Source organism: Larkinella knui (assembly GCF_003858645.1).
Taxonomy (GTDB): domain Bacteria; phylum Bacteroidota; class Bacteroidia; order Cytophagales; family Spirosomataceae; genus Larkinella; species Larkinella knui.
On sequence record NZ_RQJP01000002.1, the window covers coordinates 1 to 15,821 of the forward strand.

The 15,821-nt window shown below is 51.1% G+C and carries 15 protein-coding genes and 1 rRNA gene; 3 read left to right on the plus strand and 13 right to left on the minus strand.

The window, feature by feature from the left end; all coding sequences use genetic code 11:
- The 4 genes from EHT87_RS08935 to EHT87_RS08950 all read right to left on the minus strand — a co-directional run.
- Positions 1 to 123: ribosomal RNA gene (locus EHT87_RS08935) — 16S ribosomal RNA — on the minus strand; the annotation flags it as partial.
- 445 nt (positions 124 to 568) lie between these two features.
- Positions 569 to 1,855 (minus strand): tyrosine--tRNA ligase, encoded by a 1,287-nt coding sequence (tyrS, locus tag EHT87_RS08940; protein WP_124907204.1) that lies wholly within the window; start codon positions 1,853 to 1,855, stop codon positions 569 to 571.
- A gap of 113 nt (positions 1,856 to 1,968) precedes the next feature.
- Positions 1,969 to 3,177 (minus strand): S-adenosylmethionine:tRNA ribosyltransferase-isomerase, encoded by a 1,209-nt coding sequence (locus tag EHT87_RS08945; RefSeq protein WP_124906111.1) that lies wholly within the window; start codon positions 3,175 to 3,177, stop codon positions 1,969 to 1,971.
- Positions 3,177 to 3,686, minus strand: coding sequence for a hypothetical protein (locus EHT87_RS08950; RefSeq protein WP_229320954.1), 510 nt, complete (start codon positions 3,684 to 3,686; stop codon positions 3,177 to 3,179). The genes EHT87_RS08945 and EHT87_RS08950 overlap by 1 nt, the downstream gene beginning before the upstream one ends.
- Before the next feature lie 154 nt (positions 3,687 to 3,840).
- Between EHT87_RS08950 and EHT87_RS08955 the strand changes: the two genes are divergently transcribed.
- Together EHT87_RS08955 and EHT87_RS08960 are read left to right on the plus strand one after the other, a co-directional pair.
- Positions 3,841 to 4,392, plus strand: a complete 552-nt coding sequence (locus tag EHT87_RS08955; protein WP_124906113.1) for a cob(I)yrinic acid a,c-diamide adenosyltransferase — start codon at positions 3,841 to 3,843, stop codon at positions 4,390 to 4,392.
- Positions 4,393 to 4,649: 257 nt separating this feature from the next.
- Entirely contained in the window at positions 4,650 to 5,723 is a 1,074-nt protein-coding gene (locus EHT87_RS08960; RefSeq protein ID WP_124906115.1) for a branched-chain amino acid aminotransferase, read from the plus strand.
- A gap of 61 nt (positions 5,724 to 5,784) precedes the next feature.
- Here EHT87_RS08960 and EHT87_RS08965 read toward each other — a convergent pair whose 3' ends face one another.
- The 7 genes from EHT87_RS08965 to EHT87_RS08995 all read right to left on the minus strand — a co-directional run bounded on the left by EHT87_RS08965 (position 5,785) and on the right by EHT87_RS08995 (position 11,727).
- Entirely contained in the window at positions 5,785 to 6,753 is a 969-nt protein-coding gene (locus EHT87_RS08965) for an SDR family NAD(P)-dependent oxidoreductase (protein ID WP_124906117.1), read from the minus strand.
- A complete protein-coding gene (locus EHT87_RS08970) occupies positions 6,750 to 7,625 on the minus strand; it encodes a lysylphosphatidylglycerol synthase transmembrane domain-containing protein (RefSeq protein ID WP_124906119.1) in 876 nt (291 codons plus the stop codon). Before EHT87_RS08970 ends, EHT87_RS08965 begins: the two co-directional genes overlap by 4 nt.
- Before the next feature lie 2 nt (positions 7,626 to 7,627).
- Entirely contained in the window at positions 7,628 to 8,572 is a 945-nt protein-coding gene (locus EHT87_RS08975) for a glycosyltransferase family 2 protein (protein WP_124906121.1), read from the minus strand.
- A gap of 51 nt (positions 8,573 to 8,623) precedes the next feature.
- A complete protein-coding gene (locus tag EHT87_RS08980; RefSeq protein ID WP_124906123.1) occupies positions 8,624 to 10,261 on the minus strand; it encodes an ArnT family glycosyltransferase in 1,638 nt (545 codons plus the stop codon).
- Positions 10,262 to 10,372: 111 nt separating this feature from the next.
- Positions 10,373 to 10,738: a hypothetical protein gene (locus EHT87_RS08985; RefSeq protein ID WP_124906125.1), complete on the minus strand. Its 366-nt coding sequence runs from the start codon at positions 10,736 to 10,738 to the stop codon at positions 10,373 to 10,375.
- A gap of 45 nt (positions 10,739 to 10,783) precedes the next feature.
- On the minus strand, positions 10,784 to 11,254 hold the full coding sequence (locus tag EHT87_RS08990; RefSeq protein WP_124906127.1) for a hypothetical protein: 471 nt from the start codon (positions 11,252 to 11,254) through the stop codon (positions 10,784 to 10,786).
- Positions 11,255 to 11,337: 83 nt separating this feature from the next.
- Positions 11,338 to 11,727, minus strand: a complete 390-nt coding sequence (locus EHT87_RS08995) for a VOC family protein (protein ID WP_124906129.1) — start codon at positions 11,725 to 11,727, stop codon at positions 11,338 to 11,340.
- 530 nt (positions 11,728 to 12,257) lie between these two features.
- Between EHT87_RS08995 and EHT87_RS09000 the strand changes: the two genes are divergently transcribed.
- Positions 12,258 to 13,259: a carboxypeptidase-like regulatory domain-containing protein gene (locus EHT87_RS09000; RefSeq protein WP_124906131.1), complete on the plus strand. Its 1,002-nt coding sequence runs from the start codon at positions 12,258 to 12,260 to the stop codon at positions 13,257 to 13,259.
- 112 nt (positions 13,260 to 13,371) lie between these two features.
- On the opposite strand, the gene msrA is transcribed toward EHT87_RS09000, so the two are convergent.
- Together msrA and EHT87_RS09010 are read right to left on the minus strand one after the other, a co-directional pair.
- Positions 13,372 to 14,034 (minus strand): peptide-methionine (S)-S-oxide reductase MsrA, encoded by a 663-nt coding sequence (gene msrA / locus EHT87_RS09005; protein WP_124906133.1) that lies wholly within the window; start codon positions 14,032 to 14,034, stop codon positions 13,372 to 13,374.
- Positions 14,035 to 14,233: 199 nt separating this feature from the next.
- Positions 14,234 to 15,790: a RagB/SusD family nutrient uptake outer membrane protein gene (locus tag EHT87_RS09010; protein WP_124906135.1), complete on the minus strand. Its 1,557-nt coding sequence runs from the start codon at positions 15,788 to 15,790 to the stop codon at positions 14,234 to 14,236.
- Positions 15,791 to 15,821 lie beyond the last annotated feature (31 nt).

The following is a 15,821-nucleotide window of genomic DNA, read 5'->3' on the forward strand; positions in this document are numbered from 1 at the left end:
AAGGTAGATTGTTTACGCGTTACGCACCCGTACGCCACTAATACCCGAAGGTATCCGTTCGACTTGCATGTATTAGGCCTGCCGCTAGCGTTCATCCTGAGCCAGGATCAAACTCTCCATTGTAAATAACTTAAACTTAACAGTTGTGCTGTTATGTCGTCGAATTGGTTGTTTTGGTACTTCTGTCCACTACGTCAAAGAACACATTTCCCCGTTGGGAAACTGGTGACTGAAGATCCCGAAAAAGGGGTGTTTCAATCGGTATGTTATTTCTACTTAACTCTTTCCCCGATTTGGGACTGCAAAGGTAACGGTTGTTTTTAAGAATGCAAAGAAAAAAGAAAAAATATTTTTAGACTGGTTTCTTTGCCTGGGCTTCTTAAGTGGCTACTAACCAACTTGTTAGCATCCGTTTCGTTACGGCCTTCCCCCGATTTGGGACTGCAAAGTACCGCATTTTTTCCCCCATTGTCAAGACCTGTTTCTAAATTAAATAGGTAACCCCTTTGAGGGTTGAAGTAGTTACTTCGTTATCAAGAAGTTACCTATTTAAAAATTTTTAAATAAGTTACGCTCGCTTAATCAAATGGTTCTTCTTCCCCTTTGAAACGATCAAATACCGCTCCTGCAACCACTCCAGTTCCGTCAGAATCGTTGCGTCATTTACTTTTTGTTTATTGATGCTAACGGCATTTTGGGCCAGTGCCCGACGGGCTTCTCCTTTCGAGGCATAAATTTCTCCTTGTGTTGCGACCGACAGAAGATCGATAATGTCTTTACTGCCTGCCAAATCGGCCTGCGTTACCTCCGTTTGGGGAACCCCTTCGAAGATGATGTCGAACTCGTCTGCCTGAATGGTTCGCAGGGTATCGATCGTGGCTTTACCATATAGTACGTCCGAGGCTTTCACGGCAAGGTCGTAGCCGGCCTGGGAATGAACCCGGATGGTTACGTCTTGAGCAATCGCTTTCTGCAAAATTCGTAAGTGCGGAGCTTCGTTGTGCTGGCGTTCCAGTTCTTCGATTTCGGCGCGGGATAATAAGGTAAAGACCCGAATCAATCGCGGACAGTCAGCATCGGTTGCGTTCAGCCAGAATTGATAGAACTGATACGGCGATGTCATGGCAGGATCGAGCCAGACATTGCCACCGGCGGATTTTCCGAATTTCGTGCCGTCGGCCTTCGTGATCAGGGGCGTGGTCAGCGCAAATGCCTGGTATTCTTCGCGACCTTCTTTCCGTCTGATTAGCTCGGTGCCGGTGGTAATGTTGCCCCACTGATCGGAACCGCCCATCTGAAGCCGAACGCCTTTGTTTTTGTAGAGCCAGTAAAAATCATAGCCCTGCAACAACTGGTATGAAAACTCCGTAAAGGAAAGACCGGTTTCCAGGCGTTTTTTCACCGAATCCTTGGCAACCATGTAGTTGACCGTCAGATGCGTACCAGCTTCCCGCAAAAAACCGAGAAACGATATTCCCTTGAACCAGTCGTAATTGTTGACCATCTCGGCCGAGTTGGCACTGTCGTCAAACGTCAGAAACCGGGCTAGTTGCGCCCGGATCCCTTCCTGGTTGTGTCGTAATGTTTCTTCGGACAGGAAATCGCGCTCGGTGGAACGACCCGACGGATCGCCGATCATACCAGTAGCACCGCCCACCAGAGCGAACGGTTTATGGCCGGCCCGCTGAAAATGCACCAGCAACATGATGGTGGCCAGGTTGCCGATGTGCAGAGACGCTGCCGTTGGGTCAAATCCGATGTAACCGGCGGTTGATTCTTTACGGAGTTGTTCGTCGGTGCCGGGCATCATGTCCTGTAACATCCCCCGCCAGCGGAGTTCTTCAATAAAATCGATCATTAGCAATTCAATGGTGAATGAGTGAATGAGTGAATGGGTGAATGGGCACTCAGAGCGCCGGATTCCATTTTCACGCATCAATAGCTATAATTCGGGGCAAAGATACGATATCAGGGTAAAAGCAGCGAGGAGTCGCCATAACTTAAAAACCGGTAATCGTTTTGCAACGCTTCCTTATAGATAGTGCGCCAGTTTTCGCCAATAAAAGCGGCTACCAACAGAATCAGTGTCGAACCGGGTTGGTGGAAATTGGTAACCAAACCGTTGACCACGCGAAACCGGTAACCCGGCACACAATAGATACCGGTATGGCCGATGACGTGGGTCTGATCGGTTTGGGTGAGATACGTCAAAACCGCTGCCAAAGCTTCCCGTTTCTCCGGCAACTGGTCTTCAGGAAACAAGTAGGCGTAGTGCTGATCAAGTGTAAAGGGATCCCGCTCATTGTTTAGCAAGCGAACGCCAAACCAGTACAGACTTTCCAGCGAGCGCATCGAGGTGGTTCCGACGGCAATGACCGGACCAGGGTGAGTCAGTAGCTTTTCCAGGTTCTGCCGGGCATACACTACCTGCTCAGTGTGCATCGCATGTTGGCGAACGTCCGCCGATTTAATCGGCTGGAATGTTCCCGCGCCAACATGGAGCGTCAGGTAATCGGTTTGAATTCCGTGCTGGGCGAGTCGGCTCAGCACGTCCGGCGTAAAATGCAGGCCCGCCGTTGGAGCCGCCACGGCACCTTCGATTCGGGAGTAAACCGTCTGGTACGTTTCTTTATCGGCCTCCGTGGCATCGCGATTCAGGTACGGCGGCAACGGTATTTTACCGGTTTCGTGCAAAATAGCGGCAAACGTTTCATCACCCGGTGTCCATTCAAAACGGACTTGCGACTGCTCCATATCGTGCCATTGCGCCCGTACTACTAGTGTATGTTCCCCAAACCGGATTTCCTTCGTCAGAATTTCGTCCGGTTTCCAGCGTTTCCGATTGCCAATCATACACTGCCAGACACTCCGGTTTTTGTCCTGCATGGCTTCCGAAACCAGCCGGTCGGCGGGCACCGGATTGAGCAGAAATAACTCGATGACTGCACCGGTGGACCGTTGAAAATGCAGCCGCGCCGGAATCACTTTGGTGTTGTTAAAAATCAACAAACTAGTCGCCGGCAACCGCTCCGGTAATTCACGGAACGACCGGTGAGCAATGATGCCCTGGCGGTATTCCAGTAACTTAGACTGATCGCGTTGGGCTAACGGAAACCGCGCGATGCGTTCGTCGGGAAGGTCATACTGGAAATCGTTGAGTTGCAATTCCTTCATCATCACTCCTCAGCAGCGGGTTTCATCGCCAAACGAATGGGTAACGAAATGATTACGATTAAAATGATGGCCGTACAGACCGGCAACAACCACTGGTGTCCGCTCAACTGAGTTGCTCCCAACTGGGTATTCAATCGTCCAAGCACATACAGGGAAAGGGCCATAACGGTGTTGACGGCGGCCATTAGGCTGTAGAACCAGTTCCGGAAAATCTCATTCAGCTGGTCGCGGTGTTCGAGCCAGAGCTGTTGGTTCGGAATGGGCAAAGCCGTACCGGATACTTTTGGAAAAAGCTTCGTTAGCGTGTTGATGAGGGTATTATTGATCAAAAAAATGGCAACGCAGCCGTAAAACAGATAATCCCGACTGATGAAAACATCCGGACGACTATCGGGGGTAAAACTCACGGCCACTTTGGTTTCTAGTGAAACGTACGTATAAATAAGCAGGACGGCAAAGCCTATCAAAGAGGCCAACCGCCATAGACGAATGGCAAACGTGCTAATTTTCATGAATTTGAATGGTTTGCCTGACTACAGGCTTTGGGCCGCAAAGGTACGGGCTGATCCGGTGTGTTCCCAATGCCGGTTTAAACTAAGCCAAAGAATTCCTGAATGAACTCTGATTTCCTTTGTTGATCTTTGCAAAACAGCTTTTCCTTCTCAAATGAAAATTTACACTAAAACCGGTGATAAGGGCCAGACATCGCTGATTGGCGGGCGTCGGGTGAGCAAGGCCCATCACCGGATCGATGCCTACGGAACCGTGGATGAACTGAATGCATGCCTTGGTCTGGTACGCGATCAGCCGGTAAATGAAAACCGGAAAGAGTTGCTGAAAGAGGTTCAGGATCGGCTCTTCACGATTGGGTCCGAGTTGGCCACCGATCCGGAAAAAACCGTAAAAAAGCCGCTACCGGTCGTTCTGGACTCGGATGTCACATTGCTGGAACAGGCGATGGACGACATGGATGCCGAACTGCCGGAACTGCGGGCGTTTGTGTTGCCGGGCGGTCACCAATCGGTTTCGTTTTGCCACCTGGCCCGTACGGTTTGCCGACGCGCCGAGCGACTGGTAATTGCCCTCAATGAAGAACAACCCGTCGATCCGCTGGTGATTCAGTATCTCAACCGGCTTTCGGATTACTTGTTTGTCTTAAGCCGGAAAATGACGCAGGAGCTGGGAGCAGAAGAAGTGGCCTGGAAACCGCGCGTTTAACTCGCAAGGATGTCACCATAAGCGCAGTTTCTTTATACTCAAGCAGTGTGAATCGATAGAAAAATCATCCGGTAAACCTGGCAGGCTGGCGGTTCAGCCGTCGATTCGCTACCTCTGATCCGGCTTTTTCTACCATTAAAAAAATAATTAGCATAACAACTATTTTTTACTGGACACTTCCTGAAGTTTTCTATACATTTGCTGACTATCAACCCTCTGACGACTTTTTTAGTTGGTCAGATTTGCCATCTATCATTATGACTACCGACTTAGTAAGCATCGAGCTAAGGAAAGCAGGACGCTCCCGGATTGAGGAGGTCGACTTTAACAACCTGCCATTTGGCAAGCATTTTTCAGACCATATGTTTGTGGCTGATTTTGCAGACGGACACTGGCAAAACCTACAAGTGGTGCCATTCAGCGATTTTACCCTCAGTCCGGCGCTATCTTCTCTGCACTACGGTCAGTCAATTTTTGAAGGCATGAAAGCCTATAAAAATGAAGAAGGTGAAGTGCTGATGTTCCGGCCGCTGGAAAACTGGAAACGGATGAACGAATCGGCCAAACGGATGTGTATGGCGACGATTCCGGAAGAAATTTTCATGGGTGGCCTGGAAGCACTGTTGCGGGTGGATGCCGACTGGGTTCCGAACACGCCCGACAGTTCGCTGTACATCCGGCCTTATATGTTTGGTACGGATACCTTCCTGGGCGTTGCGCCGTCAAAAACCTACCGGTTTTGCATTTTTACCTGTCCGGTCGGTGCGTATTATACCAAACCGCCTAAATTAAAAGTTGAGACGGACTACATCCGGTCGGCTCCCGGTGGCGTTGGTTATGCCAAATGTGCGGGCAACTACGCCGGATCGATGTATCCGACCCTGCTGGCTCAACAGGCGGGCTATGACCAATTGATGTGGACCGATGCCACGGAACATAAATACATTGAAGAGTCGGGAACGATGAACATTATGTTCGTTATCAATGGTAAACTGGTAACACCCGCAACGTCGGATTCGATTCTGAAAGGTGTTACACGCGACAGCATCATTCAGGTAGTCCGAAGCTGGGGAATTGACGTTGAAGAACGGAAAGTATCGATTCAGGAAGTGATTGCCGGTATTGAAGACGGCAGTTTGACCGAAGCCTTCGGGGCCGGAACCGCCGTGGTGGTTTCTCCCTACTCCTTGATTGGCTACGAAGGCAAGGATTATATGCTGAACGAAGTACCAAAAGAAAGTTCACTGGCCAACCGCATCTTCAATTTCCTCAATGATTTGCGGACCGGCCGCAGCGAGGATTCTTTTGGCTGGATGCATAAAATAGTATAACGTTTTTTTTGAATGGCCCCGGCTCCCGGAAACGAATTTTCCGGGAGCCGGGGCTTTTGGTTTACTGCATAACAAAACGGGCATCCTGACGCGCCCGATACCAGTCGACAAACTGCTGAATACCGTCTTCAACTCGAACTGTAGGCTGATAACCAAGTAGTTGGGCGGCTTTTGTAATATCAGCATACGTTTGCTGCACATCACCGGGTTGCATCGGTAATCGGTTGATTATGGCAGTTTCTCCCAGGGCCCTTTCAATAACCTGAATCAAATCTGCCAGCGAAATGGGATCGGAGCCGCCAATATTCAGCACTTCATAGCCCCTCAGATTCTCCAGCGACCGGATAATGCCACTGACAATATCGTCGACATAGGTATAATCCCGGGATGTGGAACCGTCGCCAAAAACAGTAATGGCCTGCCCATTCAGGATGCTGTCGGTAAACTGACTGATGGCCATTTCGGGGCGTTGATTTGGCCCGTATACCGTAAAAAACCGCAGGCAAAAAATATCAAAACCATACAAGTGATGGAAGGTATGGCACAGCAACTCAGCCGCCCGTTTGGATGCGGCATAGGGCGATAGCGGTCGATCAGCCGTATCGGTTTCCACAAACGGAACCTGGGGCGAATCGCCGTAAACGGATGAGGATGAAGCAAATACCATCTTTGAAACGCCTGATCGCTGCATGGCCTGCAACAACGTCAGCGTTCCATTGACATTGACATCGTAATAGAGTGCAGGGTCTTGCACGGAAGGCCGAACACCCGCCCGCGCGGCCAGATGAACCACCGCATCGAACGCATAGGTGCGAAATAGCGTATCGACCAGTTCCGAGTCCCGAATATCCCCTTCGTGAAAGTGATAATCCCGATTATTCAATGTTTGCTGAACATTTCTCCATTTATGATCCGGATTATAATAGGTATCCAGATTGTCGAGACAAATGATCTGATGGCCTTCCTTCAATAGTTGCCTGGCTAGGTTTGAGCCTATAAAACCCGCCCCGCCGGTCAGTAAAATGTTCATGAGCTCAGATCTTTGGTTAACGTTGATGATTGAAAACTAACTACCAGACCGGCTAACGATACGACCGCCGTGATTATGTAAAACAACAAGCTCACGGAAACAGCCGCGTCGGCCGGTACATTCAATGCCTGCGCTCCCAGCAAAAAAGTCAATTCCCGCGCCCCGGCCCCCCCAATGGTGAACGGAATTGTGGCAACAATTGACGAAACCAGAAACAGCAGTACGTAGGTTTCGGGTTTTCCCTGCGCGTCAACCGCCTGAATCAGGGCTAAAATTTGCAGCATCTGCAACCCCTGAACCAGGCCGGACAAATCGACGGAGCGTTCATAGGCTGGGTAAAATGGCGGCAAAAACCGCTTCAGCAGGCTTTTGGCAGCAAAATGAAGCAGCGGTATGGTAATCAACCACAACCAGCCAACCTGAAACTCCAGCCACAAGGACACTTCCGGAACCAGCACGACAAATACCGCCAGGGAATAGAGCAGGGGTAAAAGACCGATCAGCCGATCGACCAGCGTTGCGCTTATTAATACCTTAACTGATGTTCCGGTCAGACGGTTTAATAAATAGACTTTATAGCCATCTCCGCCAATACCACCCGGTAAAAAAAGATTGTAATACATGCCCAGCCAATAGAGCTTTAAATTGGGCAACCGGCGCAACCGAAGACCGGCCTGCGCAAACAAAACCTGCAAGCGTTCCGCTGAGGCCACTTTCGACAAAATAAACAAACCCGTTGCCACCACTAACCAGCCAATATGGGCCCGTGACAGAATAACCCAGACTCGTTCGGGTTCAATCTTGCGAAAGACCAGCCAAAGCGACAAAGCCGATAACGCAATTTTCAGGGCCGTTTTCAGGTAATTTGGCATTCTCAAACCAACTCCGATTTGTAAATCCGCCGGATTTTATACGGCTTTTTATCCTGTGATTCGTAATAGGTCCGCATTTGCAACTCCGTCATAATTCCGAACGTAATCAGTTGAATACCCGCCAAAACCAGTATAGTTCCCAGAATGAGCAACGGCCGGCCCCAGATGTGGTTACCAAGCAGCTTCATAATGAGCAGATAACCGTTGATCAAAAGCCCCGCCATGAGTGCCATCAAGCCCCAGTTGCCGAAAAGATGCATCGGTTTTCGGAGGTATTTTTTCATAAACAGCATCAAAATCAAATCGCTGACGACCTTCAACGTGCGACCTAATCCATATTTTGACTGACCAATTCGGCGCGGATGGTGTTGCACATCCGTTTGGGTCATCCGCGCCCCTTCCAGTCGCGCCAGCACGGGAATAAACCGGTGGAGTTCACCATACAGACCCAGGTTTTTTGCCAGATCAGCCCGAAATACTTTCAGGGCGCAGCCGTAATCTTTTAAATGTACGCCCGAGGTTTGGCGAATGATCCAATTGGCAATCCGGCTGGGCAGTTTCCGCAGCAGCGCCCCATCCTGGCGATTGGCCCGAATACCGGCAACCAGATCATAATCACCTTCCTCGGCAATTTTAACCATCATCGGTATATCCGCGGGGTCGTTTTGCAAATCCCCGTCCATGGTAATGATAAACTCCCCTTTCGCCACATCGATTCCGGCGGCCAATGCCAGGCTTTGCCCATAATTCGTTTGCAAATCAACCACGACCAGACGGTCATTATGCACAGCCCTCAGCTCAGCCAGTGTCCGGTCGGAAGAACCGTCGTTGACGTATACCATTTCAAAATCATACCCAATCAACGCCCGCTCAACCTGGTCGATCATCGGAAAAATATTGCCCTCTTCGTTGTAGACACAGATTACGATGGAAAGGTACGGTTGCATACAGAATTTATTTTTTTTAAGAAATACGCCCTTTCAAGGGGCAGCAAACAGTCAAAACCGGACCAGCTTGGCCGGATGCCTGTCAAACAAGTCAAATTCGGAAAGAGTTTGATACGACTCCTGTCCTAAACTGACCGAATCGGCGATGTACAGCGTATTGGGAAGTTTCCGGTCGGTTTTTCGCAGGATTTCGCCCCGAACCGCTTCAATGTGGAAGCTGTTGACATCCGTCTGGCCGTCGCTTCCGATTGTCTGTTTATACCCGTATAAATGCTTTCCGAGTGACTGCCGGGCAATTCGCTCCGACGAGTCTTTATACGCCAGTCGGTGGGCCAGGCGGGGCGGAATGACCATCCAGTTGAACCCGATCCGGAACATCGCCAGAAACGCAATCAAAATGACCAGCCGGTGTTCCGGCTGGCGGATGTAGTGGTAAACAATAAATCCCAGAACGATAAACAGAACGCTGCATTTCCACCACAAACCCGGGATTACTTTGGTTTCCGGGTGGAAAAACGGTACCCAGGCACCAATCGTTACCACAACCAGCACCAAACCCATGAACCCTTCCCACCCCCGGCGTCGCCAGTCGGTGGGCGAGGTCCGTTCGTAATACACGTAGGCAAATACCGTAAAAAGCAGCGGTAGAAGCATGAACAGATACCGGGCATAGACCTGCGGAGAAGACCAGTAAATGACAAAGTTTACCAGGAAAATCAGGGCATTGAACAAAATGAACGGCTGTCCGGTAATGAGCGGTTTTTCCGCCAACGTCCCTGCCTCGGTCGAGCGGCTGGCTCGTCTAAAAACACCCTTGCGAACCAACAGAATGACCAGCAACATCCAGGGGGCGTAATGATACAGCATCTCGAACGGAAACGTCAGCATGTGGAGAACCGTCTCCTTGATGCCGAATTTGACCACCGTCCGCTTGGCGCTTTCGTCAAATAAAACCGCCGCTATTTTTTCCGGGGTGATGTTGTTACGGTCAAAATAAGCCAGGTAATAACTGCCAATGATCAACAGAAAAAGTCCGATACCGGCAAAATGCGCCGGACTGAACAACTTCCTGAATTGACGTGTATACAGAAAATAGGCGAGTAAGGTCAATCCCTGAAAAACCAGGGAGGGCAATCCTTTCATCATGAAGCCCAAGGCTGTCAACAGATACGTCGTCAGAAACAAAGCCCAGTAATTGCGCTTTTTGTCAAACTGATACACCAGAATAAAAGCCGTGTACGTCAGCCAGGAGAACGTAATGTCGATTAGCCCTAACATGGAATCGTACAATAAAATCCGGGTATTGGTCACGAGCATCAACGCGGCTGCAAAGGCAATTCGCGGGCCGAGCTGTTTTTTGACGAGAAGGTAAATAGTCAGACCGTAGAGCACCAGTGAAACCGCCATCGGAAAGCGCAGAGCGAAGGAAGAATAATTTCCGAACAGGTGGAAAGAAGCGGCAATCAGCCAGTTATACAAAGGCGGTTTATTGAAGTACAATTCGCCATTTAGCGTCGGAGTGAGGTAATCACCCGATAAAATCATCTCCAGCGCCACCAATGCCCGGCGAGGCTCATCCGTTCCGGTGTCTAACGGCAGGTAACCCAGGTAGGAAAAAAGAGCGGGGATCAGCAGCGCAACGCTGAGCAGTTGCCAGAAAACCGGTCGCTGATAAAAGGGGGTTTGCATGCCGTAAAGTTAGGACGGATTTGCAATGTGTCCACACCAACCAACGGGAATAATCGCCGGCCAACAAAAAAGCCCACCTGAAGTGGGCTTAAAAAAATGCAACTTACGGTTTTATGAATGACCCCTTGGTTCTTCCGTGTCCCGGTTCCAGTCGGCACCCGCAACGCGGTCTTCGTTCCATTTGGAATCGGTTAGCCCACCGTCTTCATCACGAGCCAAAGCCTGATCCGAAACCTCCACCAGACTGGTATCGGAAGGGTTTGTTTCGGTCCGGTTCTTGGTTTGCTGCTCCTCAACCGGCAGAATATCCCCTACTTCGACATCATTGGTATCCAACGACTCGGAAGGCAGCAGATCGCCCGGCTGGTCCGTTTTTGCCAACTGGCTTTGAGCGGGTGCCACACCCTGCGTGTTGCCCATCCGTTGGGCGGCATATGATTCCGTACTTTCTTTTCTGGATTTGCTTGAAAGGCTCATAACGTTGTTGAGTTAATGTTGCGAATTAGTCAGTCGCAACGAAGGTTAATAAACTGGTTTATAATCCGTCGATGTGCCGGTGTGGGCCACATCCTCCTCGGTCTTTTCCTGCGCCTGGTCTTCGCTGCTGCGGCCCGTTACGCCCTCCTGACTCTCTTCGTCCTGCTCTTTGGCTTCCTTCTGGGCCTCCGGCGTCGGAACGTCCCCGGCTGACGCATAATCGTCGGGGCCGTGGGTGGTCACATCCACCGTCGATGTACTGCTTTCGGAGCCGGCGCTTTCCATTCCCGCTTCGGTAACATCATCAGCGGGATTGCTGTCGTCCTGGTCGTTGAAGCGCAATAATCCGTTGGCACTATCCATATCATTTCCGCCTATAAACCGATCATTCCGGCCGTCCTCACCACCGCGTATTTCCCGACTATCCATCCCGTTAGCCGAGTTTTCCTGTTCCGGCCGATTTCGGTTGTCGATCGCAGCAATGTCCTCCTCGTTGATAGCTTTATCCTTTTCCATACCGTTGAGTGGTTGGTTGTAAAGACCACTCGGATATAACAACTCAGTATGGAAAAGGTTATGAAATTAGCCGCTTGTTTATCTTACTTCCGCCCGATCAAATCCCACAGGTTTCCGTATAAATCTTCAAAAACCGCCACTGTTCCATAGACCTCTTCGGCCGGGTCCCGCACAAAAACAACCTGATTTTCGACGTATCGCTTATAATCCCGCCAGAAATCATCCGTATGCAGAAATAAGAAAACCCGTCCGCCGGTTTGATTACCGACCCGGCTTTTTTGCAATTCATTGGCGGCTTTGGCCAGTAGTAACCGGCAGCCAACCGAACCCGGCGGAGCAATAACAACCCACCGTTTTGTTTCGGACAATACCGTATCTTCAACGAGTGTGAAGTTTAATTTCTGCGTGTAAAAGTGAATGGCTTCGTCGTAATCATCAACAACCAGCGCAATCTGGGCAATTTCCTGTTTCATATTTTTCTAATGTATCTACGGACATCAGACCGTGAAATTTTAAAAATCAGGTGATCGAATGGCGGGTCATTGGTCCGGGAGGTTTGTAGCAAAAAGGGCCACAAGCTCCTTCCCTGTGTTTAAAAGCACGCCGGACGGGACGTGAAGGTCTTATTTTTTCCGCTACGCGTCCCAAAATCGGCTGGTTCGCGTTAAGCTAAAGCCAAAGGTAGTCCGGATTTTACAGAACACCGTCCGGGCGTACGAATCGCTCAAATTCCGCTGGCACTTATCGGCGGTTTTCCCGCTTCCGAGGGGTTGGGTTACCAGCATCAGCCGGCAAAGTCCCGTTCTTCTTACGGATCGTTTCCAACAAAATCAGCCTCGGTACGGCCCGCTTTCAGTTGACTTACCCATGAAAGCTCAGGCAGTTCATTTACATCTCCAATTCTGCATTTCAAATAACCAATCATTGCATTAACATAACAGCCTGTCGTTGGACGTTTCCCCGAATCTACTTTTGGCTGTTCAACACAAATCGTTTTTCAGTTATGAATGTCAGATTGCTTGCGGTCGCCCTATTGGTTCTGACCGGGTGTTCCAAAGATCCTGCCTTACTGGATGGAGGGGAAGATACGAACTGGGGTGATCAGCCCGCCTTACCGATCGTCAATGGCGAAGTTACTTTTACCCTCAATGCCGCCGACGATCATGTAAGTGTAATGGGAACAACTACGCCCCGAATGCCAAACTTCCCGGAATTGACGAAAAAACCGGGGGTAGTGCGTGGGTATGTGGCCGATTTAAGCGGAACTCCTTTGGAAGGGGCCTCTATTGGCATCCGGTCAACGGCCGTGGGTGGAGCCTATTCCGGGGCATCCGACGAAACAGATGCCAAGGGCTACTACGAAATTGCCATTCCGTGGGGTGCCACGGAGTTTTATGCCGCCGGCTATACCATTGATTATGGGGAAGGAAGAGCCGTAATGAGTCTGGCCGCTTCCGATGGCAAGCTGGGAAGCTTTCCTTCCACGGATGGTTTGGTGAAAAATTTCGTGCTTTTATCGTATGGCGTCTTCAACAAAGACCTTCTTAGCCAGAAACCCTGGGACCAAACGAACTACGCAGGAGGCTGTTTATACATCACCTACAACGTAAGTGACCCCTTAAGCTCTTTCAACCCGCCCACTTATATTCCGGAAAATGCCGAAATCGAGGTGACGCTGACCCCCGACGGTCCCGGTTTGTACGGCGAAAACAAAAGGTTTGTAATTCGGAAGAAAGCAAGTCTTTCGAATTACGGTTTTACCATCATGAATGTTCCGGTAGGGCGCTACACCCTAAGCGCGAAAGTAAAAGATGGGCCTGCTCTCCATATGGAAGCGGTTGGTCGTTACGCCAGCCTTCACCCCTACTTCGGTTTGCGCCCCACGGAGGCCACCGGTTCGGCAAAACTGCTGTTTACGCCCGATTCACAGGCCGGAGCTTTGCAGACCTTACCCGGCCGGGGAAATTGGGGATTGCTTCAAATTAAAGTGAAGCGCCCCGAATAAGGCAGCTATTCGGTCCGCGCGGATGGTCCGGTTCGCGCGGAGTTGTTGCGAAGAATATACGGGCCGCGAAAAAGACGCTGGCCGCCGGAGTTCTAGTCATTGTCGACCACGATCAGGAATTGTAACTGCCTTCTTTTTTCAATTTCCCCTGCATGGCTTTTCGTAGCTTCTCCACTTTAGGCAAAGAAACATTCCTGATGTACGGCTGATTGGGGTGTAGTTTGCAATAATTCTGATGGTAGGTTTCGGCGGGATAAAATACCGAGAACTGAGCCACTTCCGTAACCACTTTGTTAGGATAGTGCCGGGAATCGTTCACCCGCTGAATCGCTTCTTCAATGGCTTTTTTCTCCGTTGGGTTGCGGTAAAAAGCAATCGAACGGTAATCGCGGCCCACATCCGGCCCCTGGCGATTGAGCGTAGTAGGATCATGACTGGCAAAGAAAGCGTCGAGAAGCTCGCTGTAATTGATTACTTTAGGGTCATAGTAAACCTGTATTGACTCGGCGTGGCCGGTTTCATCGGTACCCACCTGCTCGTAGGTTGGATTTTTCAGGTTACCTCCCGAATAGCCCGAAATCACCTCCCGAACACCCTTCAACTGGTCGAAGGCTTCTTCCTGCGCCCAAAAACAACCACCGGCAAACGTGGCCACGGCTTCACCGGGTTGCAGTGTCGGAAGTTTGGCAAAGTTGGAATTGGGCGTCAAAAACTGCGCCTGTGTATGGCCTGCCCAAAAGCCTAGAATCAAGAGAAGAAATGAAATTGCTTTCATAATTAGTGTGCATTTAGAGAGCGATCCTGTTTTACTCCCATTATCATCAACGCAGACGGAAGTCCGTTTGTTGTTTTGCCGCGATACGTTCTCCCGCATCAACTCGCCTGTTCCTTTTTTGTAACCGGGCCGGTTTTTCTAAAAACAAAATCGCCCCGACTGACAGCGTCAATCGGGGCGATTTTATTAGCAAACTATTTTATTGCGGATAGCCCGGATTCTGAGTTTTCAGATTGGGGTTGTTCAACATCTCCTGCTTGCCCAATGGCAGCAACAGGTGCTTCTCCTGCAAGGGCTGGTTCGAGCTGGGGTTGATGTGACCCACAAAGTTGTCGAAACCGTTGGTCTTGTCATTGTAGACCTTCCGCAACCGCACCATGTCGAACCACGTGATCTGCTCGTAGCACAACTCGTGCCACCGCTCCCGCCATACCGCTTCCCGGAAACTCGCCTGGGTGTAAGTCCCCAACGCCGGTGTGGTCAAACCCGCCCGGTCCCGCACTTTCTTCAGCGCATCGTAAGCCGCCTGCGTGGGTGTGCCCAACTCGTTCTGCGCTTCGGCATAGATCAGCAGCGTTTCGGCATACCGGATCTGGGGCACGTTCAGGTTGTTCTGCCGTGTGCCGGCCACCCCCGCCGTCCCGTTGGAAGTCCGGTTGAAGTGCTTGAAGACATAATTGGCCCCCAGGGCGAAGGGCGCCCCGTTGCCGTTGGTGTAGTAGGTCGAGTAAAAATACCCCTGATCCTTCGCCCGCAGGTCGCCCGGCTCATACGACGCGTAGAACGAAGGAACCGGAACCGTGCTGCCCGTGCCCGAGGGACCGTTGTAGGTCACCGGTTTGAAGTTGGGATACATGTTGTCCATCGGATTGCCCGCCACCAGCGTGTTGTACTGCAACTCGAAGAGGTGTTCCAGGCGGTTTTCCGTGCTTTCCTTGTGCACATCTTCCAGCGACGCGAACAAACCGATCACCGTCGGATTGGCATTGGCGTAGGTGATCACTTCCAGGGCTTTGTCGGCCGCCAGCTTGTAATGCGTCGCCCCTTTGCTCAGGGGAAAGCCCGCCATGGTCAGATACACCTTCGAGAGCAGCGTTTTGACGGCAGCCTGGTTGACCCGACCCGTCAAATCGGTCCAGGCCAGGCCCGCCGATTCAGCCGCCGTCAGGTCATCGACGATCTGCTTGTAGATGGCTTCCTGGGGGGTACGGGCCGGCTGGAAGTCCTCCGAAGCAGCCGTCTGGGGTTTGGTGATGAGGGGAATGTCACCCCACAGGCGCACCGCCGTAAAGTAGGCGTTGGCCCGCAGGAAGCGGGCTTCGCCCAGGATCTTGGTCTTCTGGGCGGCATCCATGGGGGTGATGGCGGGCACCTTGTCGAGCACCTGGTTGGCCTGGGCGATGACCTTGTAGAGGCCGTTCCAGTAGTTGACCACGTGCACCGTGTTGCCATCGTGCACCAGCCCGTAGAGGTTGTTGAGATCCGAGTTCTGGGCGGTTTCGGTGGTAGAGGTGCCGGTGAGGGCTTCGAGCAACTGCCAGTTGGAGGAGAAGATGCCGGCTCCGTCGCCCATAAAGCGCATGTCGGCATAGACGGCCGCCAGGGCGGCTTCGGCATGGTCGGGAATGGTGTAGAAGTTGTCGGGCGTCAGGTTGGAGGGGGCCTGCTCATCGAGGAAATCCTTGCACCCCACCGGACCCAGCAGCACCGCCCCCAGCAGGGCGATCTTGCTCACTTTAATCACTATATGTTTCATCGTGAAATCGCTTTTTTTAATGACTTGGAAT